Origin of the sequence: Bradyrhizobium retamae, assembly GCF_001440415.1 — a bacterium.
In the GTDB taxonomy this organism is placed as follows: Bacteria; Pseudomonadota; Alphaproteobacteria; order Rhizobiales; family Xanthobacteraceae; genus Bradyrhizobium; species Bradyrhizobium retamae.
The window spans coordinates 57,186-81,693 of the sequence record NZ_LLYA01000162.1; the positions used below are offsets into that span (position 1 = coordinate 57,186).

General features: G+C 60.3%; 14 protein-coding genes and 1 pseudogene. 6 read left to right on the top strand and 9 right to left on the bottom strand.

Annotated elements, in window-relative coordinates; genetic code table 11:
* Positions 1-2 precede the first annotated feature (2 nt).
* Both CQ13_RS22870 and CQ13_RS22875 read left to right on the top strand, forming a co-directional pair.
* The gene (locus tag CQ13_RS22870) at positions 3-2,210 is read left to right on the top strand and encodes a xanthine dehydrogenase family protein molybdopterin-binding subunit (protein WP_057845113.1); all 2,208 of its coding nucleotides are present in this window, start codon (positions 3-5) and stop codon (positions 2,208-2,210) included.
* 359 nt (positions 2,211-2,569) lie between these two features.
* Complete coding sequence (locus tag CQ13_RS22875; RefSeq protein WP_057845090.1) at positions 2,570-3,583, top strand: helix-turn-helix transcriptional regulator; 1,014 nt, start codon at positions 2,570-2,572, stop codon at positions 3,581-3,583.
* Between the two features lie 5 nt (positions 3,584-3,588).
* Here CQ13_RS22875 and CQ13_RS22880 read toward each other — a convergent pair.
* From CQ13_RS22880 to CQ13_RS22905, 5 genes and pseudogenes are all read right to left on the bottom strand, one after another.
* Positions 3,589-4,857: pseudogene (locus CQ13_RS22880) on the bottom strand (DUF3095 domain-containing protein).
* A 580-nt stretch (positions 4,858-5,437) separates the two neighbouring features.
* Positions 5,438-5,953, bottom strand: a complete 516-nt coding sequence (locus tag CQ13_RS22890; RefSeq protein WP_057845093.1) for a Dps family protein — start codon at positions 5,951-5,953, stop codon at positions 5,438-5,440.
* A 219-nt stretch (positions 5,954-6,172) separates the two neighbouring features.
* Positions 6,173-7,768 carry a GMC family oxidoreductase gene (locus tag CQ13_RS22895; RefSeq protein WP_057845094.1) on the bottom strand — a complete coding sequence of 532 codons (1,596 nt, stop codon included), beginning with the start codon at positions 7,766-7,768 and terminating at the stop codon, positions 6,173-6,175.
* Positions 7,769-8,084: 316 nt separating this feature from the next.
* A complete protein-coding gene (locus tag CQ13_RS22900; RefSeq protein ID WP_245309270.1) occupies positions 8,085-9,053 on the bottom strand; it encodes a LysR family transcriptional regulator in 969 nt (322 codons plus the stop codon).
* 363 nt (positions 9,054-9,416) lie between these two features.
* Positions 9,417-10,052, bottom strand: coding sequence for a response regulator transcription factor (locus tag CQ13_RS22905; protein ID WP_057845095.1), 636 nt, complete (start codon positions 10,050-10,052; stop codon positions 9,417-9,419).
* A gap of 223 nt (positions 10,053-10,275) precedes the next feature.
* On the opposite strand from CQ13_RS22905, the gene CQ13_RS22910 reads away from it, so the two are divergent.
* Positions 10,276-10,668, top strand: a complete 393-nt coding sequence (locus CQ13_RS22910) for a response regulator transcription factor (RefSeq protein ID WP_057845096.1) — start codon at positions 10,276-10,278, stop codon at positions 10,666-10,668.
* Here the strand turns inward: CQ13_RS22910 and CQ13_RS22915 are convergent.
* The 4 genes from CQ13_RS22915 to CQ13_RS22930 form a co-directional block, all read right to left on the bottom strand.
* Positions 10,663-16,548 (bottom strand): ATP-binding sensor histidine kinase, encoded by a 5,886-nt coding sequence (locus CQ13_RS22915; protein ID WP_057845097.1) that lies wholly within the window; start codon positions 16,546-16,548, stop codon positions 10,663-10,665. The two genes, CQ13_RS22910 and CQ13_RS22915, sit on opposite strands and share 6 nt — an antisense overlap.
* A 336-nt stretch (positions 16,549-16,884) precedes the next feature.
* Positions 16,885-20,058 (bottom strand): efflux RND transporter permease subunit, encoded by a 3,174-nt coding sequence (locus CQ13_RS22920; RefSeq protein WP_057845098.1) that lies wholly within the window; start codon positions 20,056-20,058, stop codon positions 16,885-16,887.
* Positions 20,055-21,305, bottom strand: coding sequence for an efflux RND transporter periplasmic adaptor subunit (locus CQ13_RS22925; RefSeq protein ID WP_057845099.1), 1,251 nt, complete (start codon positions 21,303-21,305; stop codon positions 20,055-20,057). Before CQ13_RS22925 ends, CQ13_RS22920 begins: the two co-directional genes overlap by 4 nt.
* A gap of 24 nt (positions 21,306-21,329) precedes the next feature.
* Positions 21,330-21,698, bottom strand: a complete 369-nt coding sequence (locus CQ13_RS22930) for an ATP-binding protein (RefSeq protein ID WP_057845100.1) — start codon at positions 21,696-21,698, stop codon at positions 21,330-21,332.
* Positions 21,699-22,216: 518 nt separating this feature from the next.
* On the opposite strand from CQ13_RS22930, the gene CQ13_RS43250 reads away from it, so the two are divergent.
* The 3 genes from CQ13_RS43250 to CQ13_RS22940 all read left to right on the top strand — a co-directional run.
* Positions 22,217-22,501 carry a type 2 periplasmic-binding domain-containing protein gene (locus CQ13_RS43250; RefSeq protein WP_156433815.1) on the top strand — a complete coding sequence of 95 codons (285 nt, stop codon included), beginning with the start codon at positions 22,217-22,219 and terminating at the stop codon, positions 22,499-22,501.
* A 153-nt stretch (positions 22,502-22,654) separates the two neighbouring features.
* Positions 22,655-23,164, top strand: coding sequence for an OsmC family protein (locus CQ13_RS41340; RefSeq protein ID WP_197427397.1), 510 nt, complete (start codon positions 22,655-22,657; stop codon positions 23,162-23,164).
* A 512-nt stretch (positions 23,165-23,676) separates the two neighbouring features.
* Positions 23,677-24,508 (top strand): NADP-dependent oxidoreductase (locus CQ13_RS22940; RefSeq protein ID WP_057845102.1); only part of this gene is annotated, 832 nt, incomplete at its 3' end.

Sequence of the window (24,508 nt, forward strand, 5' to 3'; positions counted from 1 at the left end):
TCATGGATGAGCTTGTTCTGAAAGAGCAGATTGTCGATGAAACAGCGATGTCGCGGCGCGCCCTTTTTCAGGGCACGGGTTTGCTGCTTGGTTTTGCGCTGACCGGTGCAAGAACGGAGTCCGTCTTCGCGGCGCCTGCTTCGCAGGTGGTCGAAAACGAGGTCACGGGTACTTTCGCGCCGAACGGATTTATACGGATCAATTCAACCGGCGCCGTGACCCTGGTCATGCCGATGGTCGAGATGGGACAGGGGGTTTACACGTCGCTCTCAATGCTTCTCGCTGAAGAACTGGAGGTGAAACTTGACCAGATTCAGGTTCAGCATGCGCCGCCAAATCATGCGCTTTACGCCAACTCGATCATAGGCATTCAAAATACAGGTGGTTCCGCCTCTGTCCGCGCCTTCTGGACACCGCTGCGTTTGGCGGGGGCCATCGGTCGTAATCTGCTGATTGCGGCGGCCGCAAAGCGTTGGAAAGTCGATCCAGCGACGTGCCGCGCCAAGGATGGCGTCGTGTTCGACGCGTCGGGCTCGAAGCATCTGAGCTACGGCGAACTTGCGGAGGCTGCGGCGAAATTGCCTGTGCCGCCTGCAACAAACGTCAAATTGAAGGATCCGAAGGATTTCACCCTGATCGGCACGCGTGCCAAGCGCGTGGATTCATCGATAAAGATCGACGGGAGCGCGCTCTACGGCATCGATACGCGACAGCCGGGTATGAAGGTCGCCGCAGTTGCTATCTCGCCTGTGCTCGGTGGCAAAGCGAAAACGGTGGACCAGAAGGCCGCGCTGGCGGTGAAGGGCGTCCGGCAGGTGGTCAATATCGATGAAGCTGTTGCCGTGGTGGCGGATCACACGGGTGCGGCGAAGAAGGGGCTCGAGGCCGCCGCCATCACGTGGGACGACGGGCCGAACGGCAAGGTCAGCAACGCCGATATCGTCAAGCAATTGGAGGAGGAATCCAGAAAACCGGGCGCTGTCGCCTGTAACGTCGGAGATGTTGGGAAGGCACTTGCGGAGGCAACGCAACGGGTTGACGCGATCTATCAGGTGCCTTTCCTGGCCCATGCGGCGATGGAGCCGATGAACTGCACCGTTCGTCTGCAGAAGGATCGTTGCGACATTTGGGTCGGGACACAGGCGCCTACGATCACGCAGTCTCAGGTGGCCGAACTCACCGGGCTGCCGAAGGATGCGATCAAAATTCACAATCATCTGATTGGCGGTGGCTTCGGCCGAAGGCTGGAAGCTGATGGCACGATCCTCGCCGTCAAGATCGCCAAGCACGTCGACGGCCCGGTGAAGGTGATCTGGAGCCGCGAGGAAGACATCCAGCATGATATGTATCGGCCGTACTATCTCGATCGGCTGTCGGCCGGACTTGATGCCGCGGGCAAGCCGGTTGCCTGGACGCATCGGATCGCCGGCTCCTCAGTCATGGCTCGCTATTATCCGCCTTACGTCAAGGACGGATTGGACCCCGATGCCGTAGAAGCGGCGGCCGCGCCGCCCTATGCACTGCCCAATATCCACGTCGACTTTGTCCGGGTCGAGCCCCCTGGTATCCGGACGTCTTGGTGGCGCGGCGTCGGACCGACCCACAATGTTTTTGTGGTCGAAAGCTTCATAGATGAGCTTGCTCATGCCGCGAAGCAGGATCCTGTCGCTTATCGCAAGGGATTGCTTGGCCATAATCCGCGAGCGCTTGCTGTTCTGTCGCTTGCTGCGGAAAAAGCGGGGTGGGGATCACCACTTCCCGCGCGGCATGGCCGCGGGATTTCGGTACAATTCGCATACGGAAGCTACACGTCGCAAGTCGCCGAGGTCGAAGTCGCGGCCGATGGCTCTGTCAAAGTCAAGCGGATCGTCTGTGCGATTGATTGCGGCATGTACGTCAATCCCGATACGATCGAAGCGCAGGTTCAGGGTGGAACGCTTTTCGGGCTGACCGCCGCGCTCCATGGCTCGATCACTTTCAAGGATGGACGCGTCGAGCAGAGCAATTTCGACACCTATCTGCCGATGCGTATCGACGAGGTGCCGGTAGTGGAGACGCATTTGATCAAGAACGCAGAAGCTCCGGGTGGCGTTGGTGAAGCTCCGACAGCCATTGTCAGTGCTGCAGTGACCAATGCGATCTTCGCCGCGACCGGCAAGCGTGTGCGCAGCCTGCCGATCGATACAAATTCGCTGAAGTCGTCGTCTTAGTCCTTTCCCGTCATCCCGCGCGCGTCGCAGCGCGCACGGGATGACGGTCCGGGACTAAAGTCACCGAGCATAACGACTATGGGAGCGTTCGCGTTCTCCGCTCGGAAGAAATCACCTCTCAAAAGGACGCCGTCTCGGGTTGCAAGCTCGATCCGCTTCGCAGCTGTCATGTGGGCTCGCCAGGTAGTGCCGGCAACCGAACTGCGGCCTGGTCCGTTCAGGGGCCTAATTTCGTCGAATGGCAAGAGACGAAGTTCAGTGGTACGAACGAGTATGGCGACGCCCTCGCTGATCCTTGGAGAACAGGCTTCGGAGCACTATCGGCGCCGGTAGCCAGGCAGTAAAGGGCCACTACAGTCATGCGGAGCAATTCGAAAGCGGTTCCAACGCGGGCTCTCGTCGGGCAGAACGTTTCGCTGCTCGCGGGTTCCACTGTCAAATTGTCTACAACAGACCTCAACAACTTGATGCAGGCGCTCGACATCGATGTCATCGCGCTGACTGAGCTTCTGGTGCCGCACGGCCATCGAGTCGAAATGGGAATGATTGACGCACCCGGGATCCACTACAACTTGAGTGGCGTGGGACGCATATCGATCAACGGCGGACCAACGATGCCGTTGAGCCCTCATTTGCTCATCATCGTGCCGCCAAACACTCCGTTCACGATCGAGGTTGACGGTGGAAGTGGCCCACCGAAGCTCATTTCGAGAGACTGCTGGACTCGTCAAGACGGCATCCTCCGCGTCGCGGTGCCGAACGAGCAACCCGAAATCGTTCAGATATGCGGCTTTTTTAACGCATCCTTTGGTCAGTCTGTGAGGCTGTTCGGAGAACTCCGCGAACCGGTGATCGAGCAGTTCGAGCCGGCGGACAAGATCGATCTGAAGCTTCGCGAGGCTATGGACGAGCTGCTACAGCAAGAGGTCGGCGTTGGAGCCATGACAGCGTCTCTGCTCAAGCAAATCGTTGTCTCATTGGTGCGACGGTCCCTCAGGTCATCCCAGCGGTGGACTGAGCGATTCTCGATACTTGCCGACAGGCAGGTCACCCGTGCTTTTGCAGATATGGTGGCGCGGCCAGGAGCCGCCCATTCAGTTCAAAGCTTGGCACACAGTGCAGGATTGAGCCGTTCGGCGTTCATGGCGCGATTCTCGGACATCTTTGGACAATCCCCGATGGTCATCTTGCGAGACTTGAGAATGCGCCAGGCTGCGATCGATTTGACGACAACGACGATGTCGATCGACGTCGTTGCTCATAATGCGGGGTACGAGAGCCGTTCAAGTTTTGTGCGAGCTTTTCGAAAGGCGTACGGTCGAGATCCAAGCGACTATCGGCGGATGGCCAAGGAGGGCAAAGCCGAAGGGTAACCACCCTAAACGGAGTGCCTGACGGGTTGGAGGCGCGCAGCCAAAGCACGAGTTCCTTGTGTATCGAGGCTGCTCGCAACATTTCGCTTCAAGTTGACCGCAGCAAAGGCGTAGCCCCCAGAAGCACCATCAACGAAGTGCACGTGATTAGCTTGCGTGGGTGATGGCACAAAGCACGTAAGATTTGCGGCCAACTGTCGATGCGTTCCAAAAAAGCATGCGCCTCGTCGCTGAGCCTCTTCCAAGCGTGCGTCTACGACGTCAGCGAGCTCAGATGAGCAGTCCACTGTCATACGTAGGCCGTCATCGAATTTTCGGTAGTCTGTATTCTCCACAAGCTCTCGTCGGAACCGATCTTCATGAAAGCCGCCAATAGGAATTTCCAGTAGGGCGCCCGCCCGCGCCAGAATGGCGCGCGAGCACTTCGCAGCCCAAACCGTAAAGGGCATCTTTCGGCTGCCTTTCTTGATGGCATGATCAAGATGGTCGGCCGTCAATGCGGGGAGCGGGCCTTCGGCAGGCAATGGATGTAGGCCAGGCTCATCTGCACGGAGCGTCCGCAGGAGCTCCTGTATGAGTTCCACGAATGAAGTCGGATCATCGCGCGGAACGACGATAAGAGACAAGATGACGCCGTGCTTGGTACTGATCGGCGCAAATCGGCACGAAAGACCTGTGAGGTCGGCTGTTACTCCCATGGGCGCGCGCGGGACGGTGTAGCCGCCTTGCTTGAGTTTGCGCTCTGCCCAGGCAAGCCCTCCACCGGCAAACATCGCGTAGGTGACATTCGAAGAGGGCGCGAAGCGGGCTACCAGAACGTCCAAGTGCTGAGCGCGAATGTCCGCGATAGGAACGACTGCAATGCGCAACGTGAGGCCCAATGCGTCTTCAGCCTAAGCGGCGGTTTTTGCCAACGTATCCTTGACGATGGACGAATAGGCGCTGGGCGCGGCGAAGCTCGCGCCATCTCCTCCGAACGTGGACGGAAACTGTAGATCGGGTAGTGCATTGCTGACGGCAGCAAGAACCGCTGCGCCGGCCGTATTCACCTCGCGGTACCGTCCTTGTTCAATAGCTTCGGTCGAATGGCTGACGTCCGTAACGGCGATGATCCAGTCATTAGGTAAAGGGCGATACCGATCTCGCCGCACTACGTCATCAAAAGAGTCGAAGGGCACAAGCGCCTGATAGAAGCGGTCGTCTTCGGCCTCTTGGTCAACCTTTATCGGGAAAAGACCGACTTCGAAGGCTGGTTCAGATCCATCCACCATCATTTGCACTCCCTTCGGTCGTCGTCGGAGTTCAGAGTGGGGCCACTACCTCAGCGACACACACGCATCGAGCATGACGTAGCTCGCACTACCCATCGGCGCTATGCCACCGCGCCTATATCCACTATGCGCTTCTGCTCAAATAGCCATCCCGACGGACGACTGGACGCATAATTCGGATTCGTGGCTAGCACGGCGCCGCTACGTCGCTCTGGCGGCGGACTGTGGAAGCAGTAACCCGAAGCGCTGGAAGGTGAACATGCGCCTCAATACCGAGGAAGAAATCAGACGAGTGGATAGCGAATGGCATGACTCGATCGTCACACAGCGATCCTTGACGACATTGTCTACCCTTCAGCGTTCCTCGACTTTGAGCGGTTTTGTTCCGCGGGGCTTCCCTGTGGGCACCCCAATTGAATCCTTCACGGCATTAGGGAGCGGCGGTCGCCAAAATGCCAATCCAAGCGAACGAGTCTAACGTCAAAGCCCAAGAGGATTAACGTCTTCCCTGCCTTGAAGCACAGGATTTTTTGCGGGGAGCGTAGGCAGTCACCCGAGATTCGCGGGTGGCGTGCGCGCGGGTTTAAGCTCTCCTGGTCGTCTCGAACAGGAACCATATGCGACGTTCCGTCTCGTCGATCCAGTTTTCGATCAGGCTGGCCGTGGCGACATCGCCATGTTCGTCGCAGACATTGTGGGTCTGCCGCATGCGCTGGGTGAGCGCAAAGTTATCTTCTTTCAGCTCGGCCAGCATGCCTTCAGGTGTAACGAAATCCGCATCATTGTCCTCAATATGCTTCACCCTGGCGATGTGGCCGATCGAGCGGATCGTTGTGCCGCCAATCTTGCGGGCTCTTTCGGCGATTTCGTCCGTCATCGCGAAGATCTGCTCGGCCTGCTCGTCGAGAAGGAGGTGATAATCCCGGAAATGCGGGCCTGATATGTGCCAATGGAAGTTCTTGGTCTTGACGTAAAGCGCGAATACGTCCGCCAGAAGCACAGTAAGGGCGGCCGAAATATCCTTGGCGGCATTGGAGCCGAGATTGCTCGGCGTGTCGAGCGGTGCCTCGCGGCGCTTTCTCGCGTCTTCTATATTCATTTTGATCCCTCCTTCAGGGTTGATGAGTCTTGCTGTTAGCCTGGCGATGGCTCTGAACAAGCAATCTTGCGAAACTGTTCACCGAGTGGCAGCGGGTCACGATCACGAACAGCCCCCGCCTACTCCTTATGACAAGAGCATAGACACCTCCCGCGCCGCTTCCCGGCGGGTGTGGGCAGGAGACCGGCCATCGCTGTCGCCGGCTCGCGCCAGAACTCCCTAGGTCCGCTTCAGATCCTCGACCAGCATCGCCGTGGCGTGGCGCGCGAGCGCCTGGGTCGGGGCGTTGGTATTGCCGCTTGTGATGTTCGGCATAATCGAGGCGTCGATCACCCGGAGGCTGTCGACCCCGCGGACTTTGAGTCTAGCGTCGACCACCGCTCGCGCATCCTGGCCCATCCGGCACGTTCCGACCGGGTGCCACATCGTCGTCACGACGCGCCTCACCCATTCGCCGATCTCCGCATCCGACTGGATATGCGGGCCGGGATCCATCTCTTCCTCGATCACCGACGCTAACGACTCCTGGCCCATAACCTCGCGGATCGCGCGCACCGATTCCACCGCGGCCCTCAAGTCTTCCTCCTCGCCGATGAAGTTCGGGTTGATGAGGGGCATCGACGTCGGGTCGCTGTCGGCCAGCCGAACCCAGCCACGGCTCTTTGGCTGAAGCACCACGAGTTCGAAGGTGACGCCCGAGCGGTTGCCCGTCGCGCTGAGTTGCTCGTTCAAGATGACAGGAGCGTGATAGCATTGGATCGTGGGTTCGGCGGTGAAGTCGGACGGATTCCAGTGGGTAACCGTCTCGATGCCGTTGCCCGACGCGGGGCCATCCTTGGTGACGAGATAACGCAGGCCCGCCTTCACAGTGCCGAGTCCCTGCGCGGCCGCCTGGTAGCCGAGATCGCCCTTCACATAGGCACGGACCGGTACCATCGGGTGGTCGTGGAGATTTTCGCCCACCCCCGGAGAATCGACGATCACGGCGATGCCGTGCTGGCGAAGGTGCTCGGCCGGTCCAATGCCCGAGTGCATGAGGATCTTCGGGCTATGGACGGCCCCGGCCGACAGCACGACCTCGCGGGCCTTGATCCTCTCGAGTCCGTTGTCCTTCAGCTCGATGCCGGCAGCCCGCTTGTTTTCGATAAGAATTCGAATGACGGTCTTGCCGGTGAGAAGAGTGACGCGGCCTGAGGCGAGGTGCGGACGCAGATAAGCGTCGACCGCGCTGCACCGGCGCTGATTTCCGACCGTTGACTGCACCGGCGAGACACCGATCTGGCTCTTGCCGTTATAGTCGGGATTAAAGGGAACCCCATATTCCTGGAAGGCCTTGAGGCAGTATTGGTTCAGCTTGTTGATGCCCTTGGGCTGCTGGACCGCCAGGCCTCCATCGATGCCGTGATATTCGTCGTGGAAGGTGTCGTTGTCTTCCTGCGCCATGAAGACGGGAAGCAGGTCTTCATACGACCATTTGCCGGTGTCGCCGACTGCGTCCTGCCACGCGGCGAAGTCGCGTATCTGACCACGGACGTAGCACATCGCGTTGATCGAGGAGCCGCCGCCGAGCACCTTGCCTGAGCGATAGGCTCGCTTGGTGCCGTGCTGGGGGATCGTCTCGTACTTCCAGACATGCCGGTCGTGCACCAGTATATTAGCGAAGCCAGCGGGAATGTGGATGAACGGATCGCGATCCATATCGCCCGCTTCGATCAGCGCGATCGACGCATCGGTGTGTTCGGCGAGATAACTCGCGACAACGCAGCCGGCCGCGCCCGCTCCAACAATGACAATATCGTAGGCTTCCTGGGACATCCGGGTCTTTTTCCTTCGCACCATTTTTATCGTTCAATCAACACCCGTTGCCGACGCAGCGCCATCGCGGCTCCTGATCCTGAGATTGATCGAACCATGCTCTTGGAGAGTGATCTTGCGACGCAGGCAAGGGAAATCACCTCTCGCCATAGAGTCGATAGATGATCGTTATGGTCGCCCGCCTCGTCGCTGATGACGTAGCGAGGAATGCCACTAGCCGCATCGCACCTCGAAGCGACGTTTTTACTCTTCAATCTTCTGAGACGAAATTGCGATCAGCGAACCTCCACGCGCCTTTGCTTCATGCGCAGCGCATTTAGGTAGCTTTTGAAGTAGCCGCATTGAACGCATGCGCCGCACGCTCTCCTCGGATGCTGGACACATTCCACGATTTTCGCGCCGTGCGAATGACGACCGACCAGTCGCGAAGGCGAGCGACCTTGACGAAAGCGTCCAGCGCCGGCGAGTAGCGGCGCCCCTGCACAGCCAGTAGGCGCACCTCCCGAGAAGCCAGGTCGCCTTCGAGCGGAATCGTCTTGAGCGTCGGAAGGTGCGGCATGTGCTCGGGCGCGAGTATCACGCCGAAGCCAGCCGCGGCCATGTGCTGCAGGTGCAAGTCGCTACCGCTGCTGTGCCCGAGGTGGAGCGGTTCCTCGGGGAAATACGACCGTTGGATTTTCGGGGTGACGTCGCATCCAGCGCGTTCCAGCAAGACGGTCTCGCGGAGGTCGTCGATGCCGATCGAGAGACGGTTTGCGAGCTCGTGTGTCAGCGCGAGAAGCGCGACGTAACGCTCCTCGAACAGTGACCAGTCGTCGATGCGGTCAGGCATGTCCTGCACGTCCCCGACCATTGCGGCGTTGATCTCCCCCTCGAGCAAGAGGTCGACGAGCTTCTCCGCCGCGCCCTCGCGCAACTCGATGTGAAATCCAGGGACAAACTTTGTGATCTCCGCGATCAGATCGAGGACGAGCGACGCCGAGATGGAAGGGGCGAGGCCGATCTTCAGTGGCGCGACCTCCTTGCGTTGGAACTCCTGGGCCCTGCGACGCACCGCCTCTGCCGATGCCAGTGTGCGCTCCAGCATCGGAAGGACTTCCTTTCCAAGGTCGGTGAGCTGCGTCAGCTGGCGTTCGCGGTAGATCAACTGGCCGCCGAGTTCCTGCTCGAGCTTCTGCACCCCCTTGGTCAGGGCGGGCTGCGTGACATTGCACTGCTCGGCTGCACGGGTGAAGTTGAGTGTGGACGCGACGGCGAGGAAGTAGCGAACTTGATGAAGCTCCATGGGTTGTTCTGTTCTCCGTCAAGTTGCCGCTGTCTATACTGACGAGCCTTGCGTCGCCCTGTCCGGATTCGGGCTCGTGGTCGTTTACCAAGAGGGGGAAGGCGACCTCGGTGACTGTCAACGGCCGTATTTTTGATGGCTTGGGGCGCCACGGTCGATTGCGCGGAGGTACTGTGAGGTTCGCTTGTCGCTGCCTGTGCTAAGCGATCGCTTAGACGTGAGGGCGTAAAACCTCGCGCCCCGAATGCGTTAGCCGTATGGGCACCTAAGCGAGAAGATCAGCGGCGCAGCAAAATTCGGTAGACGTAATTTGCGAGTAGATGGCGCCCTCGCACGAAAACACCGAGGACATGCCTTTCCCGCTCAGGGGTGCTGCGGGTGCTCTAGTCTTATATTGAGAAGGTCCGCCATCCGGCTGAGCTCGGGAAGCGACCGTGCCTTCATCTTCCGCATCAGGTTCACGCGATGCACCTTCACCGTGGATTCGGCGATGCCGATATCGTTGGCAATCTGTTTGTTCAGGCGACCGGCCACGACGCCGAGCATAACTTCACGCTCGCGGGAGCTGAGCATGTCGAAACGCTCCTTGAGGGCAGCCAATGCGCTATCACTCTCTCGACGGGCTCGATCGCGAGCGAGGCCGGCCTCGATGGCGTCGAGCAGATCCTGATCACGGAATGGCTTTGTAAGGAACTCTATCGCGCCGCCCTTCATCGCTTGCACGGTCATCGGCACGTCGGCGTGCGCTGTGATGAAGATGATCGGCACTTGCCTGTTTGCGGCGACAAGGTCGCGCTGAAGCTCAAGACCGCTTCGCCCCGGCATTCTCACGTCGAGTACCAGGCAAGTGGGACTGTCCGGCGGATCCGCCTTGAGAAACTCGGTAACAGACGAAAATTGTCGGGCAGGTAAGCCGACTGTCCGCAACAGCCGCACGACCGAGTCGCGAAACTCGGGATCGTCATCGATAACCAAGACACTGGGACTTTCCTCACCCATTCTCGGCATCCTGGATTGCGGAAGCGCGTTTTTCCTACTCCGGCACCAGTCTACGCCCAATCTGTCGCGATGAACAATATCTGTTGCCTAAGCGCAAAGCCGAAGGCCTAAGCCATCGTTTTGAAGCGGCGACATTGCGCTATTGGGGAAAGTCGATGACATTAAGTTGCATGCTGCGCGAGGTGTTTGCCTCGCCGGTCGGCGGAGGTGCCTGGAACCCGCAATGGTGAACCGTACACTGATATCCATCGTCGACGATGATCAGCCCTATCGTGAGTCAATGCGAAAACTCATAATGTTGCTGGGCTACGCTGTCGAAGCGTTTCCGTCAGCGGCCGATTTCCTGGCATCGCATGTCTTGCATGAAACCGCCTGCTTGGTCACCGACGTTAACATGCCCGGAATGACCGGAGTCGAGCTGCACAGGTATCTGCTAGATGCAGGGCACGCGATCCCGACGATCCTCGTTACCGCCTACCCCGATGAGGTCGTGAGAGATCAGGCTCTAAAGGACGGGGTTGTTTGCTACCTCAGCAAGCCAGTCGACGACGACTATCTCGAACGATGCCTGCGTTCGGCTCTGCAGCCGGGTACGCCGATTGAAGACAATTCATGAGTCGTTGTTCGCCGGCAGGGTGAACTGAAATACGGCGCCGCGAGGTTCGTTCGCTTCCGCCCACAACTTGCCCCCATGTGCGTGGATGATGGAGCGGCATATCGAGAACCCCATCCCTGTTCCACCGGACTTCGTGGTGTAAAAGGCCTCGAAGACTCGATCGAGATACTGCGCATCAATGCCGGGCCCAGAATCGCGTACGGCTACGATGGCACCTGCCTGATCCTGGTCGGTTCTGATCAATAGCTCTCTTGCCCCTTCCTCAACCGAGCCCATTGCTTCAGCCGCGTTCATAATCAAGTTCAGCAAGACCTGTTGCAGCTGAACGCAATCCCCCATAACCGGAGGCAGTCCATCTGCAAGCCGAGTTTGGACCGAAACGCCATTCCTGTGGATCACGCTTTGCGCCAGCACAATCACTTCGTTGGTAGCCGAATTGAGATCAAAACGCTCCTTTCGCAGAGGTGCTTTCTTGATGTGATCACGCATCCGTCCGACGATATCCTTGGCTCGGTCCGTGTCCCTGACAACGCAAGCGAGCGCTTCCCTGGTCTCATCCAGATTTGGAGGATTCATTTCCAAAAAGCGCATCCCTGCACGGGCGTTGTTACGAGCGGTAGCGATCGGATGCAGAATTTCGTGAGACAGCGAGGCGGCCAATTCTCCCATCATGCTCACGCGGTTCATGTGGGTGAAATCCGACTCGAGCTGGCGCAGCTTTTCATGTTCGTCCTGTGCCCGCCTTCGTTCCGTCACATCGACGGTTGTGGTGATCACCTCAGCCAGCGTGTCCCGGGGAGAAAACACATGATAGCTGGTTCCTTCGACCCATTTGATTGTTCCATCAGGAAGGAGGAGTCTGAACTCGGCCATGAAATCTCTTTTCTGGTGCACGGCCTCCTCAACCGCTTCCCACACTCTGTCGCGGTCCTCTGGGTGAATGCGTTCCCACATACTTTGTCGACTTGGAAGGCCCTGCAGCGGATCAAACCCCCAGATCCTGTAACTCTCGTCCGACCAATAGAGGTAACGCTTCGTTGTCGCGTTGTAGATCCAATTGCCAGTGCGGCTGAGTCTCTGTGCTTGGCTAAGCGCTTCCTCGACGCGCTTGCGCTCGGTCAGATCGAGGACGAACGCAAGGCCCTGGTCACCTCCTTCCTTGAACAATGCGGCGCCAATAAGCACAGGCACGCGGCTGCCGTCTTTCCGAAAATATTCTTGCTCGAAGGGCTGAAGCCTTCCAGTCGAGTTCAATTCTTCCCAGGCGCGTTTGTCGAGCTCGTGCCACTCCGGCGGGGTCAGCCCAGTCCGGTGGAGGCGACCCCAGACCAGGTCCTCACGGTCATATCCCACGATGCGTAGAAACGCGTCATTAGCTTCGAGGATTCGCCCTTCGCGGTCGGCAATGAGGATCCCAATGATGTTGGCGTCGACCAAACGCCTAATCTTCCCTTCCCGATCCGTGAGGTCGTCATAAAGCCGCGAATTTTCGAGCGAGATTGCCGCCTGCGACGCAAGCACCTTCAACACTGTGACGCGGTCAGGTGTGAAAACGTGGGCCGCCAGGTTGTTTTCGAGGTAGAGTACACCGGCCAGTCTGCCCTGTTTGAGCAACGGCAGGCAGAGAATTGAACGGGCGTGATGCTGATGAATGTACTTATCGGCAGAAAACGGGTTCGCGGCTGCGGCATCTTGGAGAAGAACGCTCTCTTTTGTCCGGATCACGTAGTGTAGGATGGACTCCGGCAGATCTGCAGCGGTTACACTTGCTTGTCGCTGACCGACGGTCACCGTATTATTGCTGGTCGTGACTTCCGCCTCAATCCGGTACCCATCACCTGCCGCAAGGATCAACAGACCTCGCCCGGCACCCGCGTGCTCAATCGCTGTGCGCATCAGCGTGTCGATCAGTTTCTCCAGAACGATCTCGCCCGACACGGCTTGCGAGGCTTTGATAACAGTAGCTAGATCCAGCTGTTCGACGGGTGCCCCGATCGTGCTTGTGGGACCGGCAATCGGCTTTTCCTCTCTGAGGTGCGGATACAACTCGTCGAGTTGGCGTACCTTGCCGTCAGCGCCCCAACGGATGTATGCGTACCGCGCGTCCTGCAGATAGGCATGCGCGATCTTCTTGAACCCGCGTGCGGTATAAAAGCGTGCGGCGACTTCGTTGGCGAGCGCCTCGTTGTGGACAAAGCCGTGCGTGTGTGCCGAGTGGATAGCGTGCTCGTAAAGATGTTCGGCATCGAGCGCGCGGCCTTCGATCCGGGCGATCTCCGCCCCGACGAGTGCGGCGCGGTTCTCGAAGTTGTTCGGGCAAGCCGTCGCCCAGACCTCGAGCTGTCGGTGGTGCGCGGCCAGTGCCCTGACATGCTCCTGCCATTGGCCGGCCGCCGCCGACTGGCAGGATGCCGCTTGGGAGAGTGCGCTGTAGAAGTGATACTCTGCCGTTTCGAACATTGACGGCGATGTCCACAGCAGCCGTTGCGCCCGTGATGAGGCCTCAATGGCCGACGCATAGTCGCCGGCAAAGAAGCGCGCCTGCAGCTTGCGGACCCAGTACCAGCCCTCGGCTAGCGCCAGATCCGGGTTCCTGCAAAAACGGGACTCCAGTAGGAGTTCGTCAAACTGCCCATCGTCGAAGCAACCGAAAATCGGCGTCAAGCCGCGGAGTGTCCGAATCAGCCCAAGCTGGCCGGCGATGGAGTCAATCAAGAGGCCGAACCGCATCTTCTGCGCAAACGCGAGACCACGCTCGGCTTCGCCTTGCACCTCATCGAGCGGATCACCCGCCGCAAGAAGGTTCGTGTTCAGGTGGCTGCAGCAGTACGCCGCAAAAGTGAGGTCACCGATCTGGTTTGCCGTCTCAAACGCACGCCGCAGCAGATCACGACCTTCCCGGACATGTCTCGTCCAGGGCGTGACTAGACTTCCAAAGTTCAGATAGATCCTGGCCTGGAAGCGCTTTAGCCCGCGCTGTTCGACCAATTTATAGCCGAGACGGCAGAATAGAAGTCCCGCCTGGTAGTCGCCGAATTTCGGTCCAGCAAGCCTGCCAAGCACCGCATAGGCGTAGCACGAGCCGTCACAATTGCCACCCTCGAGGCTGAGATTGACTGCTCGACAGATGACCAGGGAAGCCAGGTTTGCATCCGTATGCCAGGCAGGCGGCCCGAGCTTCGTCAAGACATCGAGGGTCGCGAGCGATGCGGCATTGCTCATCAAAGGCAGATCAATGAGGCTTTCTATCGTGCGGGAGCCGAGTTGGGACCAGATCCGCTCATACTCGCGCCGAGCCTCGTCTTCCGTCGGGTGCGGCGACCAGTCGATGCCCAGGTGGCGGAGATAGTCGAGACCGACTGCGATCGCGCGGCTGGCCTGATCCAGGGTCGTGTAAAGATCCACCTGCATGCACGTGACGCGGGCTCGTTCGATCGTCGTTGCGGCACGGGCCGACAGCACCGCCAGGCGCTGCTCGGCTTCCGCCAGTGCACCAGTGAGGAACTCACATTCGGCCCGGTGCAGTTCCAGCTCAAAGATCAGGTCGTGCTGGCGCTTCCAAGAGTCCCCTGGCAGCAGTGCCGCGCCGGAGACCAGATAGTTCAGCGCCGAGGCATACGCTGTCGAGGCCTTGGCTCGTCTACCTGCAATGAAATTCAACTCTGCGACCCGCTCAAGCTCCTCAATTGACGTGATGAGATGCGAGCCGCGGTTGAGCTGATTGACGATTTCGAAGATCGTCTCCTCCAGCTTCTCTGGAGGGGTCTGCGCTGCGAGCAGCATCCCTATTCGGAGATGGACTTCGGCACGCAATTCCTCCGGGATCAAGGAGTAGGCGGCTTCCTGTACACGGTCGTGGAGAAACTTGTAGGAATCCTCCGAACGAAAGATCAGCCCTGCTCGCACCGCTTCCCAAAGCTGGCCATGCGTCTCCTCCGCGGAGTCCTGGTAAACGATCCGCAACGTGGTGAACCCTGCATCGTTGCCCAGGCAGGCGAGCTTCTGCAATGCGTTCCGGGTTTCGGCGGACAGGCGGTTCAGCTTCCCCACCATGAGGTCCACCACATTGTCGGTGTAACCTTTGGCGTGAATGCGATTCAGGTCCCAGCACCATCGCGCCTCGCCATAATCGAAAGTGAGCAATGCTTCGTCGGCGAGCGCAGAAATGAACTGAATGGCGAAAAGCGGATTGCCGGTTGTCTTCTCGTGGATCAGCCGTGCCAGCGGCGTGATTCTCTCTGGTTCGCTGTGAACAGAATCCGCGATTAGTTGTCCCAAGTCTTCACAGGTTAGAGGTGCCAATACGATGTCTTGCAGTATCGCTCCAGCTTGGCGCATCGCTTCGAGCTTGCGCATCAGCGGGTGGATGGGATCGACTTCGTTCTCGCGGTAAGCGCCGATCAACAACAGGTTCTGCACATCGGGCCGGGTCAACAGATCCTCGAGCAAATCGAGCGTTGCTGCATCGAGCCATTGGAGATCGTCGAGGAACAGGGCGAGCGGATGTTCGGGCCGCGCGAATACGCTGATAAATCGCCGGAGCACCAACTGAAAGCGGCCCTGCGCATCCTGTGGCGGCAACTCGGGGACCGGTGGCTGTTCGCCGATGATGAGTTTCAATTCCGGGACGAGATCAACAATGAGCCGACCGTTCGGTTCGAGCGCCTCGAGCAGCGCCTCCCGCCATTGCCGCAGCTCCGCTTCGGTCTTGCTCAAAAGCGGGCGGATCAGGCTCTGAAAGGCCTGCGCAAGGGTGGCGTAGGGGATGTCGCGCTTGTACTGGTCAAACTTGCCCGATGCAAAAAAACCGCGGGGCGGAACAAGTCGCTTATGAAGCTCGTTGACGACCGCGGACTTGCCGATGCCGGGGTATCCGGAAACCAGCACCAACTCCGGCCTGCCGCCGGCGACGATACGATCGAAGGAGGCAAGCAGGGTATCGATCTCGGCTGCCCGACCATACAATTTCTCGGGGATCAGCAGCCGGTCCGGAGTGTCGTGCTCCCCGGGCGGGAATTCGTCGATATCGCCTCGGGTTTCCCATTCAGCAAGGCAACGCCGTAGATCGCTCTCGGCGCCCGCAGCTGTCTGGTAACGTTCCTCAGCAGTCTTGGCGAGCAGCTTCATAATGATCGCAGACACGGAGCCTGGGAGGTTTTTTAACCGCTCGCTGGGCGGCGCCGGTGGTCTTGCAATATGGCAGTGCACCCATTCCATCGGATCGGTCGCCGTGAAGGGCAGAACGCCCGTGAGCATCTGGTACAGCGTGACGCCGAGGGCGTAGAGATCGCTGCGGGCGTCGACCGAGCGGTTCATCCGCCCGGTTTGTTCGGGTGCCATGTAGGCAAGCGTACCGGCGATGGTCTCGGGCGGCTCGGGCGCCTGCCGCTCGCGGGACAGGCGCGATGCGATGCCAAACCCGGTGAGCCGCACGTGTCCATCCGCGCAGTCCACCACAATATTGGCTGGCTTGATGTCTTTGTGGATGAGTCCGCGCTGATGAAGCTTGCCCAGAGCCGAGGTAACAGCGATGGCCAGGCGCAAGAAGCGTCCTACCTCCATGGGCCCATCGAGCAAACGGTCGAGCGGCTTTCCGCCCAGATCGTCGAGCACCAGCACGGTCCGGCCAGCGTCGCGCATGAGGGCCAGCGGCCGCGCCGCCCATGCCCCGTCGAGTTCATCTTTCAGCTCGTATTCGTGCGTGAGGCGATCGAGTCTTGACCGGGATGGGTGGTCGGCAGCAGGGGCAACAAGCAGCACGGCGAGCCGGTTGCCATTGTCGTCCAGTCGCCAGCCACGGCTGAACACGCGCTCGCCGTCCTCCCACAACACCTGAGAGCTACCATCCGAGTACGCGACGTTCAGCGACTGCTGCACCATCCGTCAGACTCCGGCGTCGGACTTCGGCTTGAAGTCGGCTGATCAAGCCCTTCGTGCGCGACACGCGCGGCCTCTCTCCGGCCCGGAGAAATCGTACTCCATCGCTCGAGAAATGCCAGCCGTGCCTTGGTCATGCCGGATACGGCGGACGCCGATCCTCCTTCTTTTTGGCAGCAATTTGGAGCGATTTGCCCTTCAGACCGGTCTTCCTTAGGTGCGGAGCGGAGCGAGCCTCGAAGGGTGAACAGCGCCGGCGAGGCCGAGACGCGCGTTCCGTGCTCCTCAGGGTGACGGAGATAGTGCTCCGGCTTCATCGCGCATCGGCGTCACCGCGACTCACCCCGCCGCGGCCGCGGTCGACTGGGTCGGCTTGCCCTCGTTCTTGCCTTCCGCGAGGTTGCGCACCACCATGTAGAAGATCGGCGTGAAGATCAGGCCGAACAGCGTCACGCCGAGCATGCCGAAGAACACGGCGACGCCAACCGCCTGGCGCATCTCCGAGCCGGAACCGGTCGACACCACCAGCGGCAGCACGCCGAGGATGAAGGCGAACGAGGTCATCAGGATCGGCCGCAGGCGGAGCCGGCAGGCCTCGATGACAGCCTCCAGCCGCGACCTGCCCTCGAGCTCGATGTCGCGCGCGAACTCGACGATCAGGATCGCGTTCTTGGCAGCAAGTCCCACCAGCACCACGAAGCCGATCTGGGTCAGGATGTTGACGTCCTGGCCCATGATGCGCACGCCGATGGTGGCCGCGAACAGGCACATCGGCACGATCAAGATCACCGCGAACGGTAGCGTCCAGCTGCCATATTGCGCCGCCAGCACCAGATACACGAACAGCACGCAGATCGGAAACACATAGAGGCCGGCATTACCACCCGTCACCTGTTGATAGGACAGATCGGTCCATTCGAAAGTAAAGCCGCTCGGCAATCTTTCGTCGGCTAGTTGCTTCACGGTGTTGAGTGCCGTCGTCGAGCTTACGCCCGGTGCCGGCTCACCCAATACCTCGGACGCCGGGTAGAGATTGTAGCGCGCGACACGATCGGGTCCCGTGATGTCCTTGAGGTCCACAATGCTGCCGAGCATCACCATGTCCCCGGCGGCGTTACGGGTACGCAGTCGCCCGAGATCCGTGGTCTCCTTGCGGAATGGCTGGTCGGCCTGCGCCGTGACGCGATAGGTGCGTCCGAACAGATTGAAGTCGTTGACATAGGTCGAGCCGAAATAGGTCTGGATCGTGTCATTGATGTTCGTGATCGGCACGCCGAGCTTCTGTGCTTTGACGCGATCGATGTCGACGAACAGCTGCGGCGTATTCGCCGTGAACGGTGAGAACACCGAGGTGAGATTCGGTGATTTGCGCGCGGCGGCGACGAGTTCGTCAGTCGCGGCCGCGAGCAACTCGGGTCCGCGCCCTTGCCGATCTTGTATACGGATGCTGAAGCCGCCGCCTGTGCCGATGCCTGGGACCGCGGGCGGTGGAATGACGATGACGAAAGCGCCCTGAACTACTGACAGCCGCTTGCGCAGCTCGGCCGCGATGGTATTCGCCGACAATCCCTTCTTCAGCCGTGCTTCCGCCTCGTCGAACACCGGAAACAGCGCGGCGGCGTTGCCCGCCTGCGTGAATGTCGCGCCGGAGAAGCCGGCGAAGGCCCCGACACGGACGATGCCTGGCGTATCGAGTGCGATCCGCTCGATTTCGCGCACCACCGCGGTGGTCCGCGCCAGCGACGCGGCGCCTGGTAATTGCGCCGAGATGATGAGGTAACCGCGATCCTGTGCGGGAATGAAGCCCTGCGGAGTGCTCACCAGCAGCCAACCGGCGCTGCCGATCAGCGCGAAATAGATCATGAGCATCACCGCCGTGTGCCGGATCATGAAGTCGGCGGCGGCCGCGTAGGCGTGCGCGAGGCGTTCGAACACGCGGTTGAACAGCGCGGTGAAGCTGTCCCAGCTGCGCGCGATAATGTTCCAGCGCGCCGGCGGACGTTTTTCCTCGTGTGGAGTAAGGATCAGGGAGGCCAGCGCCGGCGACAGCGTCAGCGAGCAGAAGCACGAGATCGCAGTCGCGACCGCGATGGTGACGGCGAATTGCCGGAAGAACTCTCCGGAAATGCCGCCTAGGAAGGCCGTCGGCACGAACACCGCGCAAAGCACCAGCGCGATCGAGACCAGTGCGCCGCCGACCTCCTCCATGGTCTTGAGCGCTGCGTCGCGCCGGCTCATACCGTGCTGGAGATGTCGCTCGACGTTCTCGACAACCACGATGGCGTCATCGACCACGATGCCGACCGCGAGAACCAGACCGAACAGCGTCAAATTATTGATCGAGAAGCCGAGCGCGGCCATCACCGCGAAGGTGCCGACCAGCGACACCGGGATCGCGATAATCGGGATAATCGCAGGGCGCCATCCCTGCAAAAACACCAGCACCACGACAACGACGAGCGCCATCGCCTCATAGACCGTCTTGATCAGCTCATGGACTGATTGGGCGATGAATTCGGTGGGGTTGTAGCCGATATTGTAGTCGAGCCCCTTCGGAAAGCTCGTCTTGAGCTGTTCCATCGTGTCGGAGATATGTTTCGCGGTGGCGAGCGCGTTCGATCCGGGCCGTTGCGTCACAACCATCGCGACGGCTGACTTGCGCAGAATGAAGCTGCTGGTGTTGTAGGATAGCGCACCGAGCTCGACGCGGGCGACGTCGCGCAACCGCACGATACGACCATCAGAGCCGGCCTTCACCACGATGTCCTCGAACTCCCTGATATCTTTAAGGCGGCCAGTGAAGACGAGGTTTGGCTGGAATGCACGATCGGCAATTGGCGGCTCCGCGATCTGTCCGCCCGCGATCTGCAGGTTCTGAGCGCGGATCGCTGCCAGCACTTCGTTTGATGTCAGACCGACATTGGCGATCCGGTCGGGATCGAGCCACAACCGCATCGAGTAGTCGCGCGCGCCGAACATTTCGATGTTGCCGACGCCGTCGATTCGCAAAAGCTGATCGCGGACTTGCAGTAACGTGTAGTTGGAGATGTAGAGCTGATCGAACGTGTCGTCGGGCGACAGCATGAACACGGCCATCAGGATGTCAGGCGAGTCCTTGCGGGTGACGACGCCGTTCCGCTGCACCTCCTCGGGCAGACGCGGTTGCGCGATCGCGACGCGGTTCTGCACCAGCACCTGGGCCTTGTCGAGATCGGTGCCGAGCTTGAAGGTCACGGTGATGGTGAGTTGGCCGTTTGAGGTCGCCTGGCTGTAGAGATACAGCATGTCCTCGACGCCGTTGATCTCCTGCTCGATCGGGGCGGCGACGGTGTCGGATACGGTCTGCGCCGAGGCGCCCGGATATTTCGTGGTGACGGTAACGGTCGGCGGCACCACCTGCGGGTATTCCGAGACCGGTAGCGTCGGATAGGCGATCGCGCCGACAATCAGGAGCACGATCGACAGCACCATCGCAAGGATAGGCTGGTTGATGGAGAGCCTTCCGAGATTCATGGCTTGGCACCTGCTGGCTTGTCGCCTGCCGGAGCCTTGTCGCCTGCCGGTGCCTGCGCCATTTTCGGTGTCACCTTGGCGCCGACGCGGGCACGCTGCAGCCCGTCGACGATGACGTGATCCTCGGCCTTGAGGCCCTCACGAATCACGCGCAGCCCTTCATCGAGCGGCCCGAGCACAACCGACCTTGCCTCCACCGTGTTGTCTTCCTTGACCACGAACACGATCTTGCGCGACTGGTCGGTAGCTATAGCGGTGTCCGGGATCAGCAGCGCCTCGTAGGGCGCGGAGCCGATGATTCGGACGCGGCCGAACTGCCCGGGCAGGATCGAAAGATCCTTGTTCGGGATCACGGCGCGGCTGCGCAGCGTCGCGGTCGAGACGTCCAGTCGATTGTCGAGGAAGTCCATCTTCCCCTCATGCGAGGGCTTTGTCTCGCCGGTCAGCGTCACCTGCACCGGGTTCGGCGTGTCGCGCGAGCTCGGCCGCTTGCCTTCGAACCACAGCCGGCTGTTGCGCTGATAGGTCGCCTCGTCGACATCGAAATAGATGTAGATCGGATCGAGCGATACGATCGAGGTCAATAGCGTCGCGCCGCCCTCGCTGCCCTGCACGAGATTGCCCGGGGTCACCAGACGGCGGCTGACGCGGCCGGTGATCGGCGCCACCACATGGGTGAATTCGACATTGAGCTGCGCGGCCTTGAGCGCCCCTTCGGCCTGGATCTCGGCGGCACGCGCTACCTGCAGCGCCTGACGGCGCTGATCGACGACTTGTTCGGAGACCGCGCTGGTCTGCACGAGGGTCAGGCCGCGCTCGAGATCGCGCTTGGCAAGCTCCCCCTTGGCGCGTGCGTCGGCGAGCTGCCCCTCGGCTTGCAGCACGACCGCCTCGAACGGGCGCGGATCGATGATGTAAAGCAGATCGCCGGCGCGGACGATCGCACCATCCTTGAACTCTACACCGTTGACGAAGCCGCCGACGCGGGCACGGACCTGAACCTCCTGGATCGCCTCGAAACGACCGGTGAACTCGTCCCAGTCGGTGACGCTCCGTTTGACCGGTTGCGCCACCGTCACCGTCGGCGGCGGAGGCGCTGCCGCCTGCGATTGCGCCTTCTCGTCGCATCCAGCGAGCGCGAGCGCGAACAGCATACCGATCGGTGCGCCGCCGCATTGTGGAAGGCGACGAAACGAACCGCGATCGACTCGGGTCGCCGGAGCCGGATGCTCCGGTCTGTCAGTCATACTCACTTCCGTCTCCTCAAGGACCTAGAATGTTGCAATTGAATTGGACAGGTCGGCACTGTTACCGTCGCCCGGTCTCGATACAGGCAGCAGCATTCGCTCCGCTGTTCCGATGCTGACCTTTGACTTGATCTCAATGGAGCTGCCGCTCTCTTGGACAAATCGCTCGACCTGGCCGAGACCGAGACCTTGCCCAACCGGCTTCGTCGAGAAATTGGAGTCGAACGCTTGCCGAAGCGCTTCGCCCGCTAGGCCGCTTTCGTTATCCGCGACGATGATTTCTATCACTCCAGTCGATGCTCCTGGACGCGGCACACTGTTCTTCGCAAAGATCGCGGTGTCGCCACCGTCTTTTGCTTTGCATGTCGACCAGTCGCCCTTTCCATCTTCCATCGTGTTCCGCGTGTCGATCGCGAAACCGCAAGTTTCGGCACGACGATGCTTTGGAGAATGCCCCTGCAACGCCCGGCGGGGGAAATCACCTCTCGCCATGGAGTCGATAAACGGTCGTTATTGCAACTCGCCGCACGGCGTGATGCCGTAGCAAGGAATGCCACGAGCCGCATGGCACTCGAAGCCGTGTTATTCTGCAGAGACTTCTAAGCCGCGCTCAGTCGCTAATCGGCAATCAATGAGCCCCGAGAGAAGATCGTACATGGCGCACGTGAACGGCAAAAAGAGCGCGAGGGGCACTATGGGTCATTCATGACCTGCGTGAATAACTCAAACGCATTTTCACAGTCTAGCGCCTCTTAGACGAATTGGTCATTTTGCGCGCCAACCAGCTCAAAGGTCATTCGGGAGATGACCACACTACGCCGTCATTATCGGCGCTGCCCATGCCTCGCCGACGCGCTCCTTCCGCGAGGACGGGCGTGTTGCGTCCGTCCGCGTGGGGAAGTCAATCGGCAGTGACAATCACTGAAGGCGCGATCGCCGGCGCGAAGGCTGGGCTGAGTATCGTCGCCTCGAGCCTCAATAGTGCGAGGGCTGAGTTGGAAAGCGGTGCCTTCGTTCGCATCCTGTCCGACCGGGACTTCGGCTCGATGGAAGTCAATGCATTGTTCGTGAAAGCCCGCTGCGCGCGTGTTCGCGGATTTCCTCATCGGGGAGCTTCAACGCTGACTTCACGGAGCATTCCTGCCGGTTATGGATATGATAGCTTTACTCGAATGGTCGCCGAATTTAATTACTAAACGCACCGGCCGGGGCGCATGCGGCGCCGAGAATTCGCACGAATTCCAATATCGCCGCCGATGGCGCGCTAGTGGCGGAGTTGAATGCCGCCTCGAGGGGCAGTTAGCGACGCCGCTTCGCGTGACCCGCCGATCGCAATGCAAGGACGCTCTATGACACCACAGGACAAGGAATCCAAGCTCCGAGAAGTTTTCGTCGCAAGCGACCCCACCAATCATGGCGCGCTGGTTGGCTATGTCGGCGAATCTCAATTTCCTGTCGGCGGTCCAGATGGAGCCGGCCACGTATCTCCCGGTCCCAATCCTTACGACCTTCTTAGCGCATCTCTCGCCGCATGCACTGCTATGAGCGTTCGTTTTCAGGCTCGGCGCCAGAAACTTCCGCTGGAGCGGGTGGAAGTGGGCGTCAGCTTCCACCACGGCGCCCAAGGCGAAAGAGATTCGTTCGAGCGCATTCTCGTGCTGGGGGGAGAACTCGACGCGCGGCAGCGTGCATTCTTGCTGGAAGCAGCAAACCTCTGTCCCGTTGGCAAAATTCTCGGCATCAGTACGGATATCAACACACGCCTGGGCGCTACCACTTCCGGCCACAACGAAAGCCCTCAGGCCAGCTATGAGGATGATCTGGCTGAATTCCAAATCCCGAATATCAATCCGGATTGAGCGCCTCTCGTGCCGTCGATCAACGCGCCCGGCACCGCTGCCTTTCATGCCCGCAGGATCTCCAGTTCGGTTGAACCCGTGCCTCTGGATGCCCCGACTGTTTAAAGCCTATCGATTCCTGTCGTACAGGCCATGGCCGATTGCGCGGAACCCGACCCTGTCGTCTGGGGAAGCGTGATCCCGACCTCGGATGGAGCAACATCTCGCGCGAAGCCCGGCTCGACGCAAAGCTCAATCCCCAACGTTCCGCATTCTCCGTCGAACAGCACCGATTTTCTTCCGCGCGTTCCGGTTCTCTCTTGCGCCCTCAGTGCCAGAAATCACGCCCTCGCGTGGCATTTCGCTCCGGTTCACTGCTGCGTTTGACGCGCTTTGATTTTCGCGCGCGCCGCGTCGATGGCATCGATTCCATAGCCGCAGGTCATTGGACCATCGAGTTTCGCGGTCGTATTTTTGCTCGTCTGCAAAGGAATTAGGAAGATGACGACATATCACACACAAGGAGGTCGACGATGAAGGCAGTCGTCGTAACGGAGCAGGCTGCGGGAACCGCCGGGATGAAGCTCGTGGAGCGACCCGAGCCGCGGGCAGCGATAAACGACGTCGTCGTTCAGGTTCATGCCTCGGGATTCGTTGGGACTGAGCTGACGTGGCCCTCGACGTGGACTGATCGCCTCGACCGTGATCGAACACCGTCGATTCCCGGGCACGAGCTGGCCGGAGTGGTCACCGCCCTCGGCTATGGCACGACGGGGCTGTCGGTCGGACAGCGAGTGTTCGGCCTCACGGATTGGACTCGCGACGGCACCTTGGCGGAGTATGTGGCCGTCGAAGCACGCAACCTTGCGCCGCTTCCGGGTGACGTCGACTTCACGGTGGGCGCGAGCCTGCCGATCTCGGGCCTGACCGCGTGGCAGGGACTGTTCGAGCACGGCCGCCTTCAGGCGGGGCAGAGCGTCCTCGTGCACGGCGCGGCCGGCGCAGTCGGGTCGATGGTGACGCAACTCGCACGATTGGCCGGCGCCTACGTCATCGGCACCGGACGTGCCGCCGATCGTCAGAAGGCGCTCGACTTCGGCGCGCAGGAATTCGTCGACCTCGAGAACGACGTCCTCGAAGACGTCGGCGGCGTCGATCTAGTGTTCGATGTCATCGGTGGCGCCATCGCGAAGCGTTCCGCGCGCCTGATTCGATCCGGAGGAACGCTGGTGACCATCGTCGGGCCGAGCGAGGCGCGGCCCGCCGACGGCCTGGCGGTCGACTTCGTTGTTGAGTCCGATCGCGCCCAACTGGGTGAGATCGTCCAGCGGGTGCGGGACGGACGACTGCGGACGAACATCGGCA

Coding starts and splice junctions, on each gene's coding strand:
- CQ13_RS22925 (WP_057845099.1), bottom strand. CDS start 21,305: ATGACTGACAGACCGGAGCATCCGGCTCCGGCGACCCGAGTCGATCGC.
- CQ13_RS41340 (WP_197427397.1), top strand. CDS start 22,655: ATGACACCACAGGACAAGGAATCCAAGCTCCGAGAAGTTTTCGTCGCA.
- CQ13_RS22905 (WP_057845095.1), bottom strand. CDS start 10,052: ATGGGTGAGGAAAGTCCCAGTGTCTTGGTTATCGATGACGATCCCGAG.
- CQ13_RS22875 (WP_057845090.1), top strand. CDS start 2,570: ATGCGGAGCAATTCGAAAGCGGTTCCAACGCGGGCTCTCGTCGGGCAG.
- CQ13_RS22870 (WP_057845113.1), top strand. CDS start 3: ATGGATGAGCTTGTTCTGAAAGAGCAGATTGTCGATGAAACAGCGATG.
- CQ13_RS22895 (WP_057845094.1), bottom strand. CDS start 7,768: ATGTCCCAGGAAGCCTACGATATTGTCATTGTTGGAGCGGGCGCGGCC.
- CQ13_RS22910 (WP_057845096.1), top strand. CDS start 10,276: ATGGTGAACCGTACACTGATATCCATCGTCGACGATGATCAGCCCTAT.
- CQ13_RS22900 (WP_245309270.1), bottom strand. CDS start 9,053: ATGGAGCTTCATCAAGTTCGCTACTTCCTCGCCGTCGCGTCCACACTC.
- CQ13_RS22915 (WP_057845097.1), bottom strand. CDS start 16,548: ATGGTGCAGCAGTCGCTGAACGTCGCGTACTCGGATGGTAGCTCTCAG.
- CQ13_RS22930 (WP_057845100.1), bottom strand. CDS start 21,698: ATGGAAGATGGAAAGGGCGACTGGTCGACATGCAAAGCAAAAGACGGT.
- CQ13_RS22890 (WP_057845093.1), bottom strand. CDS start 5,953: ATGAATATAGAAGACGCGAGAAAGCGCCGCGAGGCACCGCTCGACACG.
- CQ13_RS22920 (WP_057845098.1), bottom strand. CDS start 20,058: ATGAATCTCGGAAGGCTCTCCATCAACCAGCCTATCCTTGCGATGGTG.